20 protein-coding genes are annotated in these 18,104 nt (G+C 62.6%); 5 read left to right on the top strand and 15 right to left on the bottom strand.

The window, feature by feature from the left end:
- Positions 1–55: 55 nt before the first annotated feature.
- The 4 genes from ACFIQF_RS13675 to ACFIQF_RS13660 all read right to left on the bottom strand — a co-directional run bounded on the left by ACFIQF_RS13675 (position 56) and on the right by ACFIQF_RS13660 (position 3,813).
- Positions 56–862 carry an IclR family transcriptional regulator gene (locus ACFIQF_RS13675; RefSeq protein WP_393943639.1) on the bottom strand — a complete coding sequence of 269 codons (807 nt, stop codon included), beginning with the start codon at positions 860–862 and terminating at the stop codon, positions 56–58.
- Between the two features lie 105 nt (positions 863–967).
- The gene (locus tag ACFIQF_RS13670) at positions 968–1,948 is read right to left on the bottom strand and encodes a tripartite tricarboxylate transporter substrate binding protein (RefSeq protein WP_393943637.1); all 981 of its coding nucleotides are present in this window, start codon (positions 1,946–1,948) and stop codon (positions 968–970) included.
- 257 nt (positions 1,949–2,205) lie between these two features.
- On the bottom strand, positions 2,206–3,033 hold the full coding sequence (locus ACFIQF_RS13665) for an undecaprenyl-diphosphate phosphatase (RefSeq protein WP_393943635.1): 828 nt from the start codon (positions 3,031–3,033) through the stop codon (positions 2,206–2,208).
- A 162-nt stretch (positions 3,034–3,195) separates the two neighbouring features.
- Positions 3,196–3,813 (bottom strand): ABC transporter ATP-binding protein, encoded by a 618-nt coding sequence (locus ACFIQF_RS13660; protein WP_393943633.1) that lies wholly within the window; start codon positions 3,811–3,813, stop codon positions 3,196–3,198.
- Positions 3,814–3,908: 95 nt separating this feature from the next.
- On the opposite strand from ACFIQF_RS13660, the gene ACFIQF_RS13655 reads away from it, so the two are divergent.
- The 4 genes from ACFIQF_RS13655 to ACFIQF_RS13640 all read left to right on the top strand — a co-directional run bounded on the left by ACFIQF_RS13655 (position 3,909) and on the right by ACFIQF_RS13640 (position 5,493).
- Complete coding sequence (locus ACFIQF_RS13655) at positions 3,909–4,274, top strand: hypothetical protein (RefSeq protein ID WP_393943631.1); 366 nt, start codon at positions 3,909–3,911, stop codon at positions 4,272–4,274.
- 123 nt (positions 4,275–4,397) lie between these two features.
- Positions 4,398–4,718: a transcriptional regulator gene (locus ACFIQF_RS13650; protein ID WP_393943629.1), complete on the top strand. Its 321-nt coding sequence runs from the start codon at positions 4,398–4,400 to the stop codon at positions 4,716–4,718.
- Positions 4,702–4,998: a BrnA antitoxin family protein gene (locus tag ACFIQF_RS13645; protein ID WP_393943627.1), complete on the top strand. Its 297-nt coding sequence runs from the start codon at positions 4,702–4,704 to the stop codon at positions 4,996–4,998. Before ACFIQF_RS13650 ends, ACFIQF_RS13645 begins: the two co-directional genes overlap by 17 nt.
- A 9-nt stretch (positions 4,999–5,007) precedes the next feature.
- A complete protein-coding gene (locus ACFIQF_RS13640) occupies positions 5,008–5,493 on the top strand; it encodes a low molecular weight protein-tyrosine-phosphatase (RefSeq protein ID WP_393943625.1) in 486 nt (161 codons plus the stop codon).
- 61 nt (positions 5,494–5,554) lie between these two features.
- Here the strand turns inward: ACFIQF_RS13640 and ACFIQF_RS13635 are convergent, their stop codons facing one another.
- From ACFIQF_RS13635 to ACFIQF_RS13620, 4 genes are all read right to left on the bottom strand, one after another.
- Positions 5,555–6,040, bottom strand: coding sequence for a GlcG/HbpS family heme-binding protein (locus ACFIQF_RS13635; protein ID WP_393943623.1), 486 nt, complete (start codon positions 6,038–6,040; stop codon positions 5,555–5,557).
- 88 nt (positions 6,041–6,128) lie between these two features.
- On the bottom strand, positions 6,129–6,755 hold the full coding sequence (locus ACFIQF_RS13630; RefSeq protein WP_393943621.1) for a response regulator transcription factor: 627 nt from the start codon (positions 6,753–6,755) through the stop codon (positions 6,129–6,131).
- Between the two features lie 21 nt (positions 6,756–6,776).
- On the bottom strand, positions 6,777–8,300 hold the full coding sequence (locus ACFIQF_RS13625; protein ID WP_393943619.1) for a sensor histidine kinase: 1,524 nt from the start codon (positions 8,298–8,300) through the stop codon (positions 6,777–6,779).
- A gap of 82 nt (positions 8,301–8,382) precedes the next feature.
- Positions 8,383–9,495 carry a BMP family ABC transporter substrate-binding protein gene (locus ACFIQF_RS13620; RefSeq protein ID WP_393943617.1) on the bottom strand — a complete coding sequence of 371 codons (1,113 nt, stop codon included), beginning with the start codon at positions 9,493–9,495 and terminating at the stop codon, positions 8,383–8,385.
- A 231-nt stretch (positions 9,496–9,726) separates the two neighbouring features.
- Between ACFIQF_RS13620 and ACFIQF_RS13615 the strand changes: the two genes are divergently transcribed.
- A complete protein-coding gene (locus tag ACFIQF_RS13615; protein ID WP_393943615.1) occupies positions 9,727–10,194 on the top strand; it encodes an HIT family protein in 468 nt (155 codons plus the stop codon).
- 51 nt (positions 10,195–10,245) lie between these two features.
- Here the strand turns inward: ACFIQF_RS13615 and ACFIQF_RS13610 are convergent, their stop codons facing one another.
- The 7 genes from ACFIQF_RS13610 to ACFIQF_RS13580 form a co-directional block, all read right to left on the bottom strand.
- Positions 10,246–10,782 carry a P-loop NTPase family protein gene (locus ACFIQF_RS13610; protein WP_393943613.1) on the bottom strand — a complete coding sequence of 179 codons (537 nt, stop codon included), beginning with the start codon at positions 10,780–10,782 and terminating at the stop codon, positions 10,246–10,248.
- Positions 10,782–11,828, bottom strand: a complete 1,047-nt coding sequence (locus ACFIQF_RS13605) for an adenosine deaminase (RefSeq protein ID WP_393943611.1) — start codon at positions 11,826–11,828, stop codon at positions 10,782–10,784. The genes ACFIQF_RS13610 and ACFIQF_RS13605 overlap by 1 nt, the downstream gene beginning before the upstream one ends.
- Positions 11,829–11,974: 146 nt before the next feature.
- Positions 11,975–13,126, bottom strand: coding sequence for a BMP family ABC transporter substrate-binding protein (locus ACFIQF_RS13600; protein ID WP_393943609.1), 1,152 nt, complete (start codon positions 13,124–13,126; stop codon positions 11,975–11,977).
- A 155-nt stretch (positions 13,127–13,281) separates the two neighbouring features.
- Positions 13,282–14,433 (bottom strand): BMP family ABC transporter substrate-binding protein, encoded by a 1,152-nt coding sequence (locus ACFIQF_RS13595; protein WP_393943607.1) that lies wholly within the window; start codon positions 14,431–14,433, stop codon positions 13,282–13,284.
- A 56-nt stretch (positions 14,434–14,489) separates the two neighbouring features.
- Positions 14,490–15,410: an ABC transporter permease gene (locus tag ACFIQF_RS13590; protein WP_393943605.1), complete on the bottom strand. Its 921-nt coding sequence runs from the start codon at positions 15,408–15,410 to the stop codon at positions 14,490–14,492.
- Positions 15,410–16,492: an ABC transporter permease gene (locus ACFIQF_RS13585; protein ID WP_393943603.1), complete on the bottom strand. Its 1,083-nt coding sequence runs from the start codon at positions 16,490–16,492 to the stop codon at positions 15,410–15,412. The genes ACFIQF_RS13590 and ACFIQF_RS13585 overlap by 1 nt, the downstream gene beginning before the upstream one ends.
- Positions 16,479–18,044, bottom strand: a complete 1,566-nt coding sequence (locus ACFIQF_RS13580; protein WP_393943601.1) for an ABC transporter ATP-binding protein — start codon at positions 18,042–18,044, stop codon at positions 16,479–16,481. The genes ACFIQF_RS13585 and ACFIQF_RS13580 overlap by 14 nt, the downstream gene beginning before the upstream one ends.
- Positions 18,045–18,104 lie beyond the last annotated feature (60 nt).

Genomic DNA, 18,104 nt, shown 5'->3' with positions numbered 1-18,104 from the left:
TTCGCTCCACAAAAAAGCCGCGGTCGACGCGGCTTTTTCTTGGGTGCTATCGGCTTCAGCTGTGCACCAGGTTCGGGTTCTGCGCCAATTGCTGGCCGATGGCTTTGCAGGCTTGCAGCAAGGGCTGGATGTAGGCCGCTTGCACGTCTTCTTTCTGGCGGAACAACAAGGTGCTGACGCTGATGGCGGCAACGGGCGCGCCGTCCGGCCCCAGCACGGCGCCGCCAAAGCAGTAAATGCCTTCTTCGTTTTCTTGTGCGTCGGTAGACCAGCCTTGGGCACGCACAGCGTCTACCTGCTGCAGCAAAACGGCTGCACTGGTAACGGTGTGCGCAGTGAGCGGTTCGTAGTTGAGTTGCGCCATGGCATCGCTGGCGGCTTCGCGCGGCAAAGCGGCCAAATAGGCTTTGCCCACCGCGGTGGAATACAGGTTGACGCTGGTGCCAATGCGCGAGGACATCTGCACCGCGCTCGGGCTCTCCAGCTTTTCGATATAGACCATGCTCAGGCCCGAAGGCACGGCAAAGTGGATGGTCTCGCCCGTGGTGTCGCGCAGCGTGCGCAGTGCATCAAGCGCCGCCATGCGCAGGCCCGAGCGGCTCCAGCTCCGGCTGGCCAACTGGATCAGGCGCGGGCCCAAAGTCCAGGCCCGGGTGCTGCCCACCTCCACCAGCATGCGCTCGGCCTGCAAGGCCGCCACAATGCGGTGCACGGTGGGGCGCGGAAAGCCGGTGGCCTTGGCCATGTCGGCAATGCCCAGCGGCTCGGCGCTGTCGGCCACCAACTGCAGCACGCGCATGAATTTGGAAAACGCTGCCGTGCCAGCAACGCTGTTTTCGGCAAGAGAAGGGATAACAGCCATGGTTCGATCCAACAGAACCGCCTAGCATACCGCAGCGCCAGCAGGCCGGGCAGCTGGCTCGCCGCCGCTGGCACGGGCAAACGCCGGGCCAGCGGGCGGGCGGCGTCAGTTCTTCATGTCCAGGCTCTTGACCAGTTCGCCAAAGAAGGTCGCGTCCTTCTTCATCTCCTCGCGGAAAGCATCGCCATCGCGGTAGACAAAGCCCAGGTTCTGCTTGTTCAGCACCTCTTGGAAGCTCGCCTCATCAATCGTCTTCTTGGCCGAGGTCTTGAGGTAGTTCACCACTTCGGGCGGCATGTTCTTGGGGCCGGCAATGCCGCGCCAGGTGCCAATGCTCAGGTCAATGCCCTTTTCTTTGAGCGTGGGCACCTTGTCGAAATTCTTCAGGCGCTGGTCGGCCATCACCGTCAGCATCTTCAGCTTGCCGGCTTGCAGTTGCTGCGCCACCTCGGCCGGGCTCACGGCCACCGCATCCACGTGGCCGCCCATCAGCGCCAGCACCGCCGGACCTGCGCCCTGGAAAGGAATGTGGTTGAACTTGATGCCGGTCTTCTCGCCCAGCGCAGTCGCGGCAAAGTGCCAGATCGAGCCATTGCCGGCATTGCCGACACCCATCTTGCCCGGCTCTTTTTTCGACGCGGCCAGGAACTCTTCAATCGTGTTCCAAGGCGCATCAGCGCGCACCGTGATCGCCGCCTGGTCGGCGTTGAACTGGATGATAGGCGTGACATCGTCATACGAGAACTTGGCCAGTCCCATGGGCTTCAAGGTGACCAGCTCCACCGTCACCACCGCCAGCTTGTAGCCGTCGGGCTTGGCGTTGATCATGTCCGTCCAACCGATGGCGCCGCTGGCACCGGGCTTGTTGATCACCACCACGCTTTGCGGAATGTGCTTGCGCGCCGCCTCACCAAACGCACGCGCCACACCATCCGTACCGCCGCCAGGCTGGAAAGGCACGATCAACTCGATCTGGCGCGCCGGGAAATCTGCCGCCACAGCCATTCCACCCAGGCCCATGGCCATGGCACCCGCGCTGGCTGCCAGCAGCTGAATTGCGCCGCGGCGCGTCTTTTGCATCTTCATACCGTCGTCTCCTTTTGCTTTTGCTTGTTCGTGCGGCTTCCTGTCGCCGCACATCCACTATGTAGACAGTGATTCACAATATGGCGAAATCATAAAAGCAAGAGGTACGACAACAGCTCCAGACTTACCCGAAGAAACCGGTATCAGACACCGGGTCACCGCCCTTCTCAACAGACAACCAGCCGCAACCCTGCACCACCAGGGCACAAAAAAGCCCGGCTCAAGGCCGGGCTGCATGGAGAGGCTGGGCTAGCGCATCAGTTATCTGCCCAGGTCACCACGCCAGTGAACGCCGTCACTAACACAATGATGCCGAACACGATGCGGTACCAGGCAAACGGCACAAAGCTGTTGCTGGCGATATAGCGCAGCAGCCAGCGCACGCACAGCCAAGCGCTGATGAACGAGAAGATCAGGCCCACCGAGAAAAGCGGAATATCGGCCATGGACAGCAGCGCGCGCTCTTTGTAGAGACTGTAGACGCCCGCGCCGATCAGCGTCGGAATGGCCAGAAAGAAAGAGAAATCCGTCGCCGCCTGGCGCGACAGGCCCATCAGCATGCCACCGATGATGGTGGAGCCGCTGCGGCTGGTGCCCGGCACCATGGCCAGGCACTGCACCAGGCCCACTTTGAGCGCGTCGAGCGGCGTCATATCGTCTACCGAATGCACACGCACATGGCCGGTCTGGCGCTTTTCGGCCCACAAAATGATGAAGCCGCCCAAGATGAAGGTGGTGGCCACCACCACCGGCGTGAACAAATGCGCCTTGATGAACTTGCCAAACAGCAGGCCCAGCACCACGGCGGGCAAAAAGCCGATGAACACGTTCAAGGCAAATTTTTGCGCCTGGCGGCTGCTGGGCAAGGCGACCAGGGTGGAACGAATCTTTTGCCAGTACACCAGAATCACGGCAAAGATGGCGCCAGTCTGGATGGCGATATCGAACACCTTGGCCTTGGCGTCGTCAAAACCGAGCAAGGCGCCAGCCAGAATCAGGTGGCCGGTGGAGGAGATCGGCAAAAACTCGGTCAGCCCTTCCACCACGCCCATGATGGCGGCTTTGATCAACAACAAGGTGTCCACAACAGTCTTTCAAAAAATGCGTGCCCGGATTATCTCTGTGCTCGCCGGGCTGGGCGGCCATGCCCCGAGGGCTGCCACGAAATTTTACAAAATTGATAGCAACAGGCTCTTAGCTGGCATATGCCAGCCCACTAAAAAGCCTGAAGTTTTCCGAAATAGCGCTTAACTCGGCAGTTCCAGTGCTTGCACGCCGGCTCCTGCTGGCAGCAAAGCCTCGTAATGCGCCAGCACCAGATAACGCCCTTCTCGCGCAAAGCGCTGCGCCGCCGCCTGCAAGGCCACGGGCACATAAGCGAGCGCCGGTTTGTCCAGGCCGGATAGCGGCTCGTCCAACAACACCAGTTTTGCGCCGCTCGCCAAACCCAAGGCCAGCACCGCTTTGCGCAAGCTGCCGGTGGACAACGCCAACAACGGTTTGTGCCAATGCTCGGCCAAACCCAGGCCTTGCTGCAGCTCGGCCAACAGCGCTGCATCCCAACTAGCAAAGTGGGCGCGCAAACTATCGGCCCATTGCGCCAGGGTGATGGTATCCGGCGGCATGGTTTCGGGCTTGCGTGGCTCGTGCCAGAACAGCTCGTGCGCGGCCTGCAACTGAGCCGGGCTTTGTCCATCTACCAGCAAGCTGCCGCCCGCTGCCGCCAAACGCCCGGCCAGCAACTGCAAAGCCGTGGTTTTGCCCACGCTGTAAGCATCGACCAACTGCAGCAAACCAGGCTGCGCCTGCCACTGCCAAGCGGGCAAAACCGTGCCGCCGCCGGGGTAGGAAAATCTCACTGCCATCCACTGCAATGCCATGCTCTGCCGCGCTTTCCTGCTATCAATAACTCCTGAAAACATAGCATAAAATCCTTGGACTCTCAGCGATCACCCGCGACATGCTCGACTATCTAGACTTTGACACCAGCGACGACGACGAAGGCAACACCAGCTTCGACGCCATGGCCTACGCCCAGGCAGAGCGCTGGCCCGCATTGCAGGCCGAGGTGGAGCAAGTGCTGGGTTGGTGCACGGCAGAATTTGGTCGCCCCGGCCCGCTGGACAGCGGCCGCCATTGGGACTTGGATTTGCAACTGCAAAGCGACGCCGGCCACGAACTGGCCGCCCGCTGGGATGCCGCATCAGCCAGCTTGCAAGCCCCCGATGCCGCACACTGCGCCGCCCTGCAACTGAGCCTGACGATCAGCGGCAACGAGGCGTTTGCGCAGGCTTTGAGCGCGCAGTTTTTGGACGAAGAAGCCTGACGCGCAGACGTATCCGTATAGCTGCGCAGCGGCTGCTCCGCCGTTGGTCAGTGCATGTCCACGCAAGCTGTTTCTATTGAGAGAGGTCACGGTCACAGATTTTTTTGTTAATACATTAAAATCATGTTTACCGTCATAGAAACCCCTGAATTCATCGCCTGGTCAGCCGATGTCTGGTCCGACGATGAGTGCTCTGAATTCATCAACTGGATCTCGGTGCACATCGATGCTGGCGACCTGATTCCGGGTTCAGGCGGGCTGCGCAAAGTGCGTTGGAGTCGCGCTGGCATGGGCAAGCGCGGAGGTGCCCGTGTCATCTTCTACTCACGCAATCTGCGTGGCGAGGTAGTGCTGCTGATTGTTTACGCCAAAGCCAAGTTCGACAACATCAGCCCCGAAGTACTCAAGGCCATCAAGGAGAAATTCGATGCCCAACAACACTAAAGATCCGGAGATTTTGGCTTTTGAAGCCGCTCTGCTCCGCAGCGTTGACCAAGCCATTAACGGCGAATACGCCGCCATCCACACCCCCGAGCAAATTGCCGCCCGCAAACGCGGCCGCCCCGCCGGCAGCACCAAGGAAGAGCACAAAATCAGCACCACCATCCGCCTGGATGCCGATGTGCTCGAAGCCCTCAAGGCCACAGGCAAAGGCTGGCAGACGCGGCTCAACGACTTGATCCGGGCCGATATCCAGGCCGGCCGCCTCAAGGCTTTGGCTTAGGCCGGCGGCATGGAAAAGCGTTTCCAGATTCTGATGGTCTGCATGGGCAATATTTGCCGCAGCCCTACGGCCCACGGCGTGATGCGTGAGCTGGTGCAAAGCCGGGGTTTGCAGGCACGCATCAGCGTCGACTCTTGCGGCACGCACGCCTACCACGTGGGCGATGCACCCGATCCCCGCTCGCAGCAACACGCGCTGCGGCGCGGCTATGACTTGTCGGATCTGCGGGCCCGCCAAGTCTGCGCCGCCGATTTTGGCCAGGCCGATCTCATCTTGGCGATGGACGCGCAAAACATGGCCTTGCTGCGCGAGCGCTGCCCGGCCAAGCACCAACACAAACTGCAGATGCTCACCGACTATTGCCAAAGCCTGCAAGCCAACGCCGTGCCCGACCCGTACTACGGCGGTGCTAGCGGTTTTGACCAGGTATTGGATTTGGTGGAAGACGCCTGCGCTGGCGTACTGGCGCAGTTGCAGCACAAGCGCTTGGTTTGACTGATTTGACTGGTGTGGCGGCAGAGCTGCTCAGCTTCGCCGCCACACTAGCAACACCCAATTACTTCAACAAATCCGCCACTTTCGCCAAAGCGGCCTGGGCGCACTGGTCGTCCAAGTGGCCACCGGGCGCGCCGGCAACGCCTACGGCGCCGATCACTTCGCTCTCCACCTTCACCGGGAAGCCGCCGCCGAGCAGCAAATAGCCCGGAATGTCCTTGAGGTTGGCGGCGCCAGGGTTCTTTTGCGAGTTTTCCATCAAAGCCAGCGAAGGCGCTTTGGCCGATGCCGAGGTGAAAGCCTTGGCCCGGCTGGCTTCCACCGTGTGCGGGCCGGCGTTGTCGGCACGTTGCACGGCGCGCACGGTGCCAGCGCGGTCTACCACGGTGGCGGTCACGGCATAGCCATTGGCGGCGCACGCGGCCACCGACTGGCTGGCGATCTGGTTGGCCAGCTCCAGCGACATGTTCTTTTCGGTGCGCACGGCCTGGGCGTTGGCGGCGCAGACGCTCAAGGTCAATAGGGCAAGGCTCAGGGCTTTTTTCATGGATTTCTCTCCGGTTGGAATGGCTTCCACTGTAGGAAAACCCGGCGCCGCCGACCATCCGCCCGGCTACGCGGCCAGCTCCGTAGAACTACGGAGTGCCCTCGTCCACCAAGGCCGCGTAATGGCGGATCAGGTGGGCCAGCGAATCTACCTCCAGCTTGGCAAACAAGTTGGCTCGGTGCGTCTCTACCGTGCGCGGCGAGAGGCTGAGCGCGCGGCCAATCTCCTTGTTCGTCAGACCTTCCACAATCAGGCCCAGCACTTCGCACTCGCGGGGCGACAGCTGGGCATAACGCTCGCGTGCCTGCCGGTCTGCCTGGTGGCGCTCGCGCGAGCGCACATGCTGGCGCACAGCGGCTTGCAGCGCCTCGATCAGCAACTCGTCATCGACCGGCTTTTCCAAAAACTCGGCCGCGCCCACCTTGAAAGCGCGGCGGCACATCTCCACCGTGCCGTGGCCGGTCAGCATGATCACCGGCTGGTCCACGTTTTGTGCCACCAGCGTGTCGAGCACCGCCAAGCCGCTGGTGCCAGGCATGCGCACATCGAGCACAATCGCGCCCACATCGCTGCGCGAGAACTGCGCCAGAAACACCTGCGGATCGCTCCAGGTCTGCACGCGCAAGCCCACCGTGCCGATGAGCAGCGCCAAGCTCTCGCGCACAGCGGCGTCGTCGTCAACCAGGTGGATCAGGGGCGAGAGCGAAGCAGTCATGGTGCAATCAAAAACAGAAATTCAAGGTTGAGCCGCCAGCGGCAGCTGCAGCAAAAACTCAGCCCCCGCGCCGTGGGAAGCAGCATTGGCTGCGGGCGCCAGCGTCAGCTCGCCACCCATTGCGTGCGCCAGGCTTTCCGACAAAGAAAGCCCCAGCCCCAAGCCACCTGCGCGCGTTGTGAAGAACGGCGTGAACAAGCGTGAGCGCGCATCCTCCGGCACGCCGGGGCCGGTGTCGCGCACGCTCAAAAGCGCTTGGCCGCCCTGCGTGAACAGGCGCAGATAAAGACGGCGCTGAGCAGCATCGACCTGCTCCATCGCCTGCATGGCATTCATCAGCAAGTTGTGAATGATCTGCTGCAAAGCCACGGGCTCGGCGCGCACTGCGGGGAAATCGGCGGGCGCGTCCACTTGCACGCTGATGTTGCGGCGCTGCAGCTCAGGCTCCAGCAGGTTCAGAGCATCGTTCAGCGCAGCGGGCAAAGCCAGCGGCTGCATCTGGCCCGACAGATCGGGCCGCTCCACCACGCGGCGCAAGCGCCCTACAACCGCGCTGGCGCGGCGCGCCTGGTCTACGGCCTGGCCCATGGCGATGCGTGCCGTGTCCAAATCGGGCTCGTCATCACCCAGCAAGCGTTGCGCTGCCTGGGTGCTGGCGAGCAGCGCGGTCAGCGGCTGGTTCAGCTCGTGCGCCATGCCGGCGGCCAACTCGCCCAGTTGGTTGAGCCGCGCCACCTGCCCTACGCGCAGCAGCTCTTCGCTGCGACGTGCGGCGGCCCGTTGGCGCAACCACGAGCGCAGGGCCAGCAACAGCACGCCGCTGGCCAACACCCAGGCCAGCATGCGCAGCCAAGGCAGCTCTTGCCATGCCACATCGCGGTTCAACACCACATCGAAAGGCTGGCTCGGCGCGGCCAAGATTTTGTGAAACTCGTAATGCCAGCCCGACGCTTGCGGCCGGCCAGCCTGCACCACAAATGCCTGGCCCTGGTATTCCAGCCGCACGCTGACCGGACTGGTCTGCGCATCCATCGGCCATTCTTCCCAAGGAATCGTGGCGCGCAAATCCAGCAACAAAGCGAAGTCGGCCGGGTGGCTGACACGCGGGCTGGCATAGGCCAACCACACCCGGCCGCTCGCCAAGTCAGCCTGCGCCAATTCCGCATGGCGGCTTTCGCCGGAGCGAGCCGCAGCAGTTTGCATTTGCGTGCGCAGCGCAGCAGGCCAAGCCACGGGCCAGACATCGCCGGGCAAGCGGCGCAGCACTTCCAACATTTGCGGATAAGCAGAAGGCAGGCGCAGCAAAGGCAGAGCCTCGCCGCCGGGCTGCTCTGGTGGTGGCTGCAACAGCGGCAGCGTTGCCATCACGGCGTCATGCTGCACCGCGCGCTGGCTGAGCAAGCGGTGCACGATGCGGGCATCGGTGACGAAAGCGTCTTCCAGCGCCAGCAAGCGCGCATGCGCCAACCAGCTGGCACCCGCCGCCGCAAGGGCAAGCCAGGCCAGCAACCAGATCAGCAGACTGCGCGCAGGAGAAAAAGCCATGGCCGCGATTCTGGCACGGCCGGCCGGCGCTTGGCTGCGCATGGATTTCCCGCTGATTGCGCCTGCCGCAGCCTACTCCGGCTTATTTCGGCAGTTGGCCCTGCACGCCTTCCACCAGCCAGTTCATTGGCAGAATCTGTTCGTCGCTCAAAGCTTGACCCGCTGCAATGCGCACAGCGCCCTGGTTGTCGCGCACCGGCTGCTTGCCAGCGGCGAAGGGCTGGATCTTGCCTGCTGCCATGTCTTTTTGCCGCGCCAGCACTTCTTGCTGCACAGCGGCTGGCACCTTGGTGCCAAAGCCTTCCATGCGGATCATGCCTTCGCGCACGCCGCCCCAGACATTGCCCGTCTTCCAGCTGCCGTTGAGCACCGCTTTGGCGCGCTGCGTGTAGTAAGCGCCCCATTGGTGGGTAGCGGCCACAATCTGTGCGTCAGGGCCTACGCTGCGCATATCGCTGTGGTAGGCAACCGCCAGTTTGCCGCGCTCTTGCGCTGCCGCCATGATGGCGGTGCTGGCGGTGTGGAAAGCCATCACATCCACGCCTTGGTCGAACAGTGTCATCGCCGCTTCGCGCTCGCGTGGCGGGTCAAACCAGGTGTTGATCCACACCACTTTCACCTGCGCCTGCGGGTTGACCGAGCGCATGCCCAACGCAAAAGCGTTGATGCCCTGAATCACCTCGGGGATGGGCATGCCAGCCACATAACCGGCCACGCCGGTTTTGCTCATGCGAGCTGCAGCAATGCCTGACAGATAGCGCCCTTCGTAATAGCGCGCATTGGCGTTGGCCACGTTGGGCGCCGTTTTGTAGCCGGTGATGCTTTCAAAGCGCGTGGATGGAAAATCTTGCGCCACTCGCAGCGTGGGCTCCATATAGCCAAAGCTGGTGGTAAAGATGAGCTGGTTGCCTTGCGCCGCCAGATCGCGGATCACACGCTCGGCATCTGCGCCTTCCGGCACATCGGCCACGACCGTGCTTTTGACCTGGCCGGGCAGCGCTTTTTCCATGGCGATGCGGCCTTCATCGTGCTGGTGCGTCCAGCCTGCGGGCAAGACCGGCGTCACATAGACAAAGCCGACTTTGAGGGGTTCTTTAGGGGCGGGTTGCGCAGGCTGCTGGCCAGCGCTGTGAGATGGGATGGCGACAGAAAACGCACAAGCGGCCACGAGCGTGGCTGCGAGGTTTTTGTACATGGTGTTCCTCTACATGGTCTCGGGTTGGGAGAACGCGCAGGAGCTGGAGACACAGCCGCTGCGGGGCGCTATTGTAGGCAGCACGCAGTAACCGCGTGGCCGGGTTGGTTGCGGCGAATCAGCGCCTTCCAGGGAAAACCCCGTGCTTTGAAGCCATTTGGCGGCGTGTTAGCCGTCTATAGTGGGTCTTTTACCCATTGGTGAAACCACTACAAGGAGGAGGCGCAGGCCATGCCGCACTTTGTTGACACGTCGCCCGCAGGCAGCTGCATTTTTTGCAAACTCGTGCAAGGCGAGATCCCATCGGCCAAGGTGTACGAGGACGAGCTGACGCTCGCCTTCATGGATCTGGGCCAGGTCAACCCCGGCCATGTGCTGGTGGCCACCAAGCGCCACGCGGCCAATATCTTCGAGATCACCGATGCCGAGGCCGCCGCCGTCATGCAAACGGCCCGCAAGGTGGCGCAGGCCGCCAAGCTGGCTTTTGAGCCTGCAGGCCTCACCTTGCTGCAAGCCAATGGCGCCGAAGGCGGCCAGACCGTAGCGCATTTCCACCTGCATGTGGTGCCGCGCCATGCCGATGACGGTATTACGTTTACCTGGCCCCGCAAAGAACCCGGCGGCGCGGTGCTGGAAGGCTATGCACTGCAATTGCGCAATGCCATGCATGCGCAGGAGCAAGAGCCAACAGCGGCTTGAATCCGCCAGCCAGCTCAGCCAGAAGCTGCCCGAGTGGCAGCTTTTTTCGTCTCAACGCCTCAAGCCTTCGCGCTCGTAGAACTGCTGCAGCTCACGCGGCGTAGCCAACAACAGCTTGGGCATGGTTGCGTTGTCATAAAACGCCAAGCGCTTGGGCCGATTCTTGGGAGTGACCACGGCGATGTGGCGCAGCATGTCCCATTTGACGCTGTCGCGCCCGCCTGCCAGGGCGCCGGCTCTTTCGCGCTCGAACCAGCAGCGGCGCAGGTAGCGCAGCAAGCTGGTCAGCGTGGGCAGCTCCAGCAAGATCAAGCCCGTGGCGCGTGCCAGGCGCTGCGGCGTGCAGTTGGAGTAGTTGCCGTCCATCACCCAGCGCTCTTGTGCGATCGCCTCGTCGTGCAAGCGCCAGAAATCGCGCGTTGGTCGCGCCACCCAGTCGGAGTTGGGCAGGTGGTAGAGCTGGTCCAGATGCACCACCGGCAACTGGCGTTGGCGCCCTATGGCTTGCGCCAGCGTCGATTTACCGGCGTTGGACGGGCCCAGAATGCAGATGCGCTCGCCGAGCTCATCGAGGCTGGGCTCTGTCATCAGGCTTGCGCAAAGCTTTGTTGGAGCTGCGCCAGCCAGCGCGCCTTTTGCTCGGCGGGCACAAAGCTCGCCTCAAAGCTGTTGGCGGCCAGTTGGTAAGCCTCTTGCGCGCCCATGCCAGTGGCGGCAAAGAGCTGGACAAAGTTGTCGTTGATGTAGCCACCGAAATAAGCCGGGTCGTCCGAATTGACGGTGGCTACCAGGCCCGCCGCCAGCAACTGCGGCATGTTGTGGTCTGCCAGATCGGGGAAAACCTGCAGCTTCTGGTTCGACAAGGGGCAGACGGTGAGCGGCACGCGCTCGTCTTTCAAACGCTGCATCAGCGCGGTATCGTGCACCGCCTGTACACCGTGGTCTATGCGCTCGGCGTGCAGCAAGTCCAACGCACCCCAAATGTAGGCGGGCGGCCCTTCTTCGCCTGCGTGCGCCACGCGGCGCAGGCCCAAGTCTTTGCAATGCGCAAACACGCGGGCAAATTTTTCGGGCGGGTTGCCCACTTCGCTGCTGTCCAGACCGACGCCGCTGAAGTAATCGCGGTACGGCAGCGCTTGCTCCAGCGTGGCCCAGGCATCGGCCTCGCTCAAATGGCGCAGAAAGTTCAGGATGAGTTGCGAGCTGATGCCCCAGCGCTTTTGCGCATCTTGGCAAGCGCGGTGCAGGCCCAGAATCACATGCTTGATGTGAACGCCGCGCGCAGTATGGGTTTGCGGGTCGAAAAAGATCTCGGTATGCACCACATGGTCGGCCACCGCTTTTTCCAGGTAAGCCATGGCCATGTCGTAAAAATCTTGCTCGTGCAAGAGCACGCTGGCACCGGCGTAGTAGATGTCGAGAAAGCTCTGCAGATTGGTAAATGCGTAGGCGGCACGCAGGCTTTCCACATCGGCATAGGGCAAGGCCACCCCGTTGCGCTGCGCCAGCGCAAAGATCAGCTCGGGCTCCAGCGAGCCTTCGATGTGCATGTGCAGCTCGGCCTTGGGCATGGCGCGCAGCAGCGCCGGCAGGCGCTCGGCGGGCAGTTGGTAATCGTGGGGCAAGGCCGTCATGGTGGGCTTTCTGGTAAGGGATGGTTGCCAGGCAGTGCTGCCGAGGCTACCAGCGCTGCGCACAGAGTCAAGTGCGCATCAGTGAATGAAAAAGGGCCGCAGCTGCGGCCCTGGTTTACGCGAGTTTGGCGATGTCGCTTTTGCGCTTATTTCGCGCCGGGCACCTTGCCATCCACGCCCTTGACGTAGAAGTTGATGCCACGCAGGAAGTCGTCATCGGCCGTCTTGCCCTCTTCCACCACGGCCTTGCCGTCCTGGCCGAGGATAGGGCCCTTCCAGATGCTGAAGGTTCCGTCTTTCAGGCCCTTCTTGACTTCTTCGACCTTGGCCTTGGCGTTGTCAGGCACGTCGGCGGCGAGCGACACGATGTCGATCGCGTTTTCCTTCACGCCCCACCAGGTGTGCTGGCTGGTCCACTTGTTGCCCAGCACGTCGTTCACGACCTTGCTGTAGTAAGGCGTCCAGTTGATGATGGCCGAACCCAGGTGGGCCTTGGGGCCGTAGGCGGTCATGTCCGAATCCCAGCCGAAGGCGCGCTTGCCGTTTTCCTCGGCGGTTTTCAGCACGGCGGGCGAGTCGGTGTTTTGGAACAGAATGTCCGCGCCGCCATTGATCAGGCTGGTGGCAGCTTCGGTTTCCTTGGGCGGAGCAAACCATTCGTTCACCCAGACCACCTTGGTGGTGATGTTGGGGTTCATCGATTGGGCGCCCAGCGTGAAGCTGTTGATGTTGCGCAGCACTTCAGGGATTGGCACCGAGCCCACCACGCCCAGCGTGTTGGACTTGGTCATCGCGCCAGCGATGATGCCTGCCAGGTAAGCGCCTTCGTAGGTGCGGCTGTCGTAGGTGGCAACGTTGGTACCTTGCTTGTAGCCAGTAGCGTGCTCGAACTTCACGTTCGGGAAATCGGGCGCAATGCGCTGGATCGGCTCCATGTAGCCGAAGCTGGTGGCGAACACCAGCTTGTTGCCGTTGGCAGCCATGTCGCGGAAAACGCGCTCAGCGTCGGCGCCTTCGGGGATGCTTTCAACAAACGAGGTCTGGATCTTGTCGCCAAATTCCTTCTCGATGGCCTTGCGCGCCTGGTCGTGCGCGAAGGAATAGCCACCGTCACCCACCGGGCCGACGTAGCCGAAGGCGATCTTCAGGGGCTCGGCAGCGGGAGCCGCGGCGGGAGCGGGCGCAGGCGCTGGGGCCGGTGCGGGTTCTTCCTTCTTGCCGCAGCCCACCAGGGCGGCGCTGGCCAGGGCGGACAAGGCTGCGATCTTGAGCAGCGAACGCTTGTGCATGGAGTGCATAGAAAATCCTCGGTTGCGTGGTTGTTATCGGGGAACGGAAAACGGGGAAAACGGAGAGACAGCTGCGTCAAATATAGGCACAAAGCGGGCGGCTGGCTAGCGCAGCTGCGCCGCCCGAGCAAAACAGGCGCCGCAGCGCCTGTGCGTCAGAGCGCTTATTGCGCGCCGGGCACCTTGCCTTCGATGCCGTTGACATAGAAGTTGATGCCACGCAGGAAGGCGTCGTCGGCCACCTTGCCGGCTTCCAGCACTTGCTTGCCGCTGTTGTCGGTGATCGGGCCGGTCCACACGGCAAAGCTGCCGTCCTTCATGCCGTCACGCGCCTTGGCGACCTTGTCCTTGATCTCTTGGGGCACGTCGTCGGCGATCTTCTTGAGGTCGATCGCGCCTTCCTTCACGCCCCACCAGAAGTTGCCGGTCTGCCACTTGCCGGCCAGCGTGTCTTCGACCACCTTGGTGTAGTAAGGCGTCCAGTCGATCACGGCCGAGCCCAGGTGGGCCTTGGGTGCGAAGGCGCTCATGTCGCCATCCTTGCCAAAGGCACGGGCACCGCGCTCTTCGGCGGTCTTGAGCACGGCGGGCGAGTTGGTGTTCTGGTACATCACGTCCACGCCGCCATTGATCAGGCTGGTGGCAGCTTCCGATTCCTTGGGCGGTGCGAACCATTCGTTCACCCACACCACCTTGGCCTTGATCGACGGATCAATGCTTTGCGCGCCCAGCACAAAGCTGTTGATGTTGCGCACCACTTCGGGGATAGGCACCGAGGCCACCACGCCGACGGTCTTGGTCTTGGTCATCGCGCCGGCGACGATACCGGCCAGGTAAGCACCTTCGAAAGTCTTGGTGTCATACACGGCCACGTTGTCGCCGGTCTTGTAGCCGGTGGCGTGTTCAAAGCGCACGTCCTTCAAGTCAGCAGCGGCTTTTTGCACAAACTCCTGGTAGCCAAAGCTGGTGGCGAACACCAGCTTGTTGCCTTGGCCGGCCATGTCGCGCATCACGCGCTCGGAGTCGGCCGATTCGGGCACGCTCTCGACCATCGAGGTTTCGATCTTGTCGCCAAACTTTTCCTGGATCGCCTTGCGGCCCAGCTCGTGCTGGAAAGTCCAGCCGCCGTCGCCAATGGGGCTGACGTAGACAAAGCCGATCTTCAGCTTGTCAGCGGCCGGTGCGGCAGCGGCGGGCGCTGGCGCGGGTGCCGGGGCAGCGACTTCTTCCTTCTTGCCGCAGGCGGTCAGTGCGGCGACGGAGACGGCCGACAGGCCGATCAGCTTGATCAGCGTGCGCTTGCTCGAATGGCTCATTGCAAAATTCCTCATAGTCAAAAATATCAAAAGCGCCGGGCCGTGGTTATGGTGCTTTAGGAGCCCGGATAGAAAGGTTTGCCCAGCGATGCGGGCATGTTGACGCGAATCCAGGTGGGATTGCGCGACATGATCGCCAGCACCACGATGGTTGCCAGGTACGGCAACATCGACAGCAGCTGGCTGGCAACTTGCACGCCGCTGGCCTGCAAATGGAACTGCAGCATGGTCACCCCGCCAAACAGGTAGGCTCCCAGCAAAACGCGTGCCGGGCGCCAGGTGGCAAAGGTGGTGAGCGCCAGCGCAATCCAGCCGCGGCCCGAGACCATGTTCTCCACCCACAGCGGCGTGTACACCACCGAGATGAAGGCACCGGCCAGGCCGCACATGGCGCCGCCAAACACCACCGCCAGCAGGCGGATGCGGCGCACCGGATAACCCAGCGCATGCGCGGACGAAGGCGACTCGCCCACCGAGCGCAGCACCAGGCCGGCGCGCGTGCGGTAGAGAAAATACACCATGGCCACGGCCAGCAGCATGGTGAGATAGACCAGCGGATGCAGGCTGAACAAGGCCTTGCCAACCACGGGCAGGTCTTCGAGCAGCGGAATGCCGTATTTGGGCGATGGCGGCATTTTGGCCTGTACATAGCCGATGCCGACAAAAGCCGAGAAGCCCACGCCAAACAGGCTGAGCGCCAGGCCGGTGGCGTACTGGTTGGTGTTGAGCCAGATCACCAGCCAACCAAACACCAGCGCCAGCAGCGCGCCAGCGGCCATGCCGGCGGCAAAACCCAGCCAGGTGCTGCCGGTGTGCACCACGGTGGCAAAGCCGGCAATGGCGGCGCACAGCATCATGCCTTCAGCGCCCAGGTTGACGATGCCGGCTTTCTCGTTGATCAGCAGGCCAAGCGCGGCCAGCGCCAAAATGGTGCCGGCAGTGAGGGTTGAGCCCAAAAGCAGTGCATAGGCGTCCATCACTGGCCTCCTTTCAGTGCCGCTGCGGGCTTGGCCCAGCGCACGCGGTAGGCGATCAGGGTGTCGCAGGCCAGCAGCGTGAACAGCAGCATGCCCTGGAAAACGCCGGTCAGGGATTTGGGCAGGCCCAGGCGCGATTGCGCCAGCTCACCACCGATATAGAACATGCTCATCAATACCGCCGAAAAAACCATGCCCACCGGGTGCAGGCGGCCGACAAAGGCCACGATGATGGCCGCAAAACCATAGCCCATGGGCACATACGGCGTGAGCTGTCCTACCGGGCCGGCTACTTCCAGCGCGCCGGCGAGGCCCGCGCAACCGCCCGAAATCAGCAGCGCCGTCCACAGCGCGCGGCGCGAGCTGAAGCCCGCATAGCGTGCTGCAGCCGGTGCCAGGCCACCCACTTGCTGGGCAAAGCCGGCCTTGGTGCGAAACAGAAATACCCAAAGCAGCGCCGCACCCACCAGAGCGATGATCACGCCAATGTTCATGCGCATGCCTTGCACGAGCTTGGGGATTTGCGTGACGCGCTCGAACATCTTGGTCTGCGGGAAGTTGTAGCCCATCGGGTCTTTCCAAGGCCCGTAGACCAGGTAGCCCAAGAACAGCGTGGCCACGTAGACCAGCATCAGGCTGACCAGAATCTCGTTGGCATTGAACTTGTCGCGCAACAGTGCCACCACGCCCGCCCAGGCCATGCCGCCCAGCACGCCAGCGAGCAAGACCACGGGAACGATCCAGCCGCCCGTCGTTTTACCTGCCATCAGCGCCACGCCGCCAGCGGCAATGGCGCCCATGACGAACTGGCCCTCTGCGCCAATGTTCCAGACGTTGGAGCGAAAACACACCGCCAGACCCAGCGCAATCAGCAATAGCGGCGTGGCCTTGACGGTGAGCTCGGCCAGCGCGTTGGCCGATTTGATCGGTTCCCAGAAAAACGCCTGCAGGCCGCGCACCGGGTCTTTGCCCAAGAGCGCAAACAAGGCAATGCCCAGCAGCACGGTGATGACCAGCGCCAACAGGGGTGAGCCCAGCGTCCAGGCGCGCGAAGGCTGCGGCCGTGCTTCAAGCTTGAGCATGGGGCACCTCCGCGGCATTCGTTGGCCACAGGCCGCTCATCCATTCGCCGATTTGCGCCACCGAAGCATCGGCCCGCGCCACCGAAGGCGAGAGGCGGCCATGCGCAATCACATGCAGGCGATCACTGATCTCAAACAATTCGTCCAACTCCTCACTGAGCACCAAGACCGCGCAACCGGCATCGCGCAAGGCCAGAATCTCGCCCCGAATCTGCGCCGCAGCGCCCACGTCCACGCCCCAGGTCGGTTGCGAGACGATGAGCAGGCGCGGCTTAGCATCGATCTCCCGGCCCACAATGAATTTCTGCAAATTACCACCCGAGAGCGACTGCGCCGCCGAATGCGGCCCGCCCGCCTTCACGCCAAAACGGCTGATGATGCTGCGCGCCATGCTGTCGAGCTGGCCCATGCGCAACCAGCCGGCGGTGCCGAGCATGTCGTTGCGCGTCAAGATCAGGTTGTGCGCCAGACTCATGCTGGGCACGGCGCCTCGGCCCAAGCGCTCTTCGGGCACAAAGTGCAGTCCCAGCGCACGGCGCTTGCCCGGACCCAAGCGCCCGGCGGCTGTGCTGCCGATCTGCACCATCTGCGGCTCGGCGCGCGTGTCTTCGCCCGACAGCGCGTACAGCAGCTCTTTTTGGCCATTGCCGGACACGCCGGCAATGCCCACCACTTCGCCCGCACGCACTTGCAGCGAGATACCGTCGAGCTCCACACCAAACTGGTCTTGGCGCGGCAGGCGCAGTTGCTGCACGGTCAGCACGGCGGCACCAACCTGGCTGGGGCGCAGCTCCAGCTGCGGCGGCTCGGCGCCGATCATCATGCGCGAGAGCGAGGCATTGCTTTCATGGCTGGGGTTGCATTCGCCCGTGACCTGGCCAGCGCGCAGCACCGTGCAAGCCGTGCACAGGGCGCGGATTTCGTGCAGCTTGTGGCTGATATAGAGAATGCTGCAACCTTCGGCCGCGAGCTTGCGCAGCACGACAAACAGTTTTTCCACGGCCTGCGGTGTGAGCACCGAGGTGGGCTCGTCCAAAATCAGCACACGCGGCTTGGTGAGCAAGCCGCGAATGATTTCCACCCGCTGCATCTCGCCCACGCTGAGCGTGTGCACCGGGCGCAGCGGATCGACTTCGAGGCCATATTCCTGCGCTACCGCACTGATTCGCTCGCTCACTTCTGCCAGCGACAACTGCTTATCTTGGCCCAGCCAAACGTTTTCGGCCACCGTCAAAGTGTCGAACAGGCTGAAATGCTGGAACACCATGCTGATGCCCAGTTGGCGCGCCTCTTGCGGGTTGCGGATGTGGACGGGCTGGCCGTCGACCAGAATCTGGCCTTCATCCGGCTTGACCGAGCCGTAGATGATTTTCATCAGCGTGGACTTGCCCGCGCCGTTTTCGCCGAGCACGGCGTGGATCTCTCCAGCCCGCACGCTCAGCGAGACTTGTTGGTTGGCTACCACCGACGGGTAGCGCTTGGTAATACCGATCAGCTGTAACCGTGGCGCAGCCTCGCCTGCGGTTGTCGGAGTCGGGGTCTGTGCTTTCATGGGCCGCAATTGTCTCTCAGAATGTTACGAAGCTGCCGAGAAAAACTCAGTGAAGTACTC

This window comes from Comamonas trifloxystrobinivorans, from assembly GCF_043359985.1.
Classification (GTDB): Bacteria; Pseudomonadota; Gammaproteobacteria; order Burkholderiales; family Burkholderiaceae_C; genus Comamonas; species Comamonas trifloxystrobinivorans.
The sequence above is the reverse complement of the archived record's forward strand: the minus strand, read 5'-3'. Positions and strand labels throughout refer to the sequence as shown.

What these genes read in the sequence shown, in the direction of transcription:
- ACFIQF_RS13675 (WP_393943639.1), bottom strand. Translation starts at nt 862, where the DNA reads ATGGCTGTTATCCCTTCTCTTGCCGAAAACAGCGTTGCTGGCACGGCA.
- ACFIQF_RS13670 (WP_393943637.1), bottom strand. Translation starts at nt 1,948, where the DNA reads ATGAAGATGCAAAAGACGCGCCGCGGCGCAATTCAGCTGCTGGCAGCC.
- ACFIQF_RS13660 (WP_393943633.1), bottom strand. Translation starts at nt 3,813, where the DNA reads ATGGCAGTGAGATTTTCCTACCCCGGCGGCGGCACGGTTTTGCCCGCT.
- ACFIQF_RS13655 (WP_393943631.1), top strand. Translation starts at nt 3,909, where the DNA reads ATGCTCGACTATCTAGACTTTGACACCAGCGACGACGACGAAGGCAAC.
- ACFIQF_RS13650 (WP_393943629.1), top strand. Translation starts at nt 4,398, where the DNA reads ATGTTTACCGTCATAGAAACCCCTGAATTCATCGCCTGGTCAGCCGAT.
- ACFIQF_RS13645 (WP_393943627.1), top strand. Translation starts at nt 4,702, where the DNA reads ATGCCCAACAACACTAAAGATCCGGAGATTTTGGCTTTTGAAGCCGCT.
- ACFIQF_RS13640 (WP_393943625.1), top strand. Translation starts at nt 5,008, where the DNA reads ATGGAAAAGCGTTTCCAGATTCTGATGGTCTGCATGGGCAATATTTGC.
- ACFIQF_RS13635 (WP_393943623.1), bottom strand. Translation starts at nt 6,040, where the DNA reads ATGAAAAAAGCCCTGAGCCTTGCCCTATTGACCTTGAGCGTCTGCGCC.
- ACFIQF_RS13630 (WP_393943621.1), bottom strand. Translation starts at nt 6,755, where the DNA reads ATGACTGCTTCGCTCTCGCCCCTGATCCACCTGGTTGACGACGACGCC.
- ACFIQF_RS13625 (WP_393943619.1), bottom strand. Translation starts at nt 8,300, where the DNA reads ATGGCTTTTTCTCCTGCGCGCAGTCTGCTGATCTGGTTGCTGGCCTGG.
- ACFIQF_RS13620 (WP_393943617.1), bottom strand. Translation starts at nt 9,495, where the DNA reads ATGTACAAAAACCTCGCAGCCACGCTCGTGGCCGCTTGTGCGTTTTCT.
- ACFIQF_RS13615 (WP_393943615.1), top strand. Translation starts at nt 9,727, where the DNA reads ATGCCGCACTTTGTTGACACGTCGCCCGCAGGCAGCTGCATTTTTTGC.
- ACFIQF_RS13610 (WP_393943613.1), bottom strand. Translation starts at nt 10,782, where the DNA reads ATGACAGAGCCCAGCCTCGATGAGCTCGGCGAGCGCATCTGCATTCTG.
- ACFIQF_RS13605 (WP_393943611.1), bottom strand. Translation starts at nt 11,828, where the DNA reads ATGACGGCCTTGCCCCACGATTACCAACTGCCCGCCGAGCGCCTGCCG.
- ACFIQF_RS13600 (WP_393943609.1), bottom strand. Translation starts at nt 13,126, where the DNA reads ATGCACTCCATGCACAAGCGTTCGCTGCTCAAGATCGCAGCCTTGTCC.
- ACFIQF_RS13595 (WP_393943607.1), bottom strand. Translation starts at nt 14,433, where the DNA reads ATGAGCCATTCGAGCAAGCGCACGCTGATCAAGCTGATCGGCCTGTCG.
- ACFIQF_RS13590 (WP_393943605.1), bottom strand. Translation starts at nt 15,410, where the DNA reads ATGGACGCCTATGCACTGCTTTTGGGCTCAACCCTCACTGCCGGCACC.
- ACFIQF_RS13585 (WP_393943603.1), bottom strand. Translation starts at nt 16,492, where the DNA reads ATGCTCAAGCTTGAAGCACGGCCGCAGCCTTCGCGCGCCTGGACGCTG.
- ACFIQF_RS13580 (WP_393943601.1), bottom strand. Translation starts at nt 18,044, where the DNA reads ATGAAAGCACAGACCCCGACTCCGACAACCGCAGGCGAGGCTGCGCCA.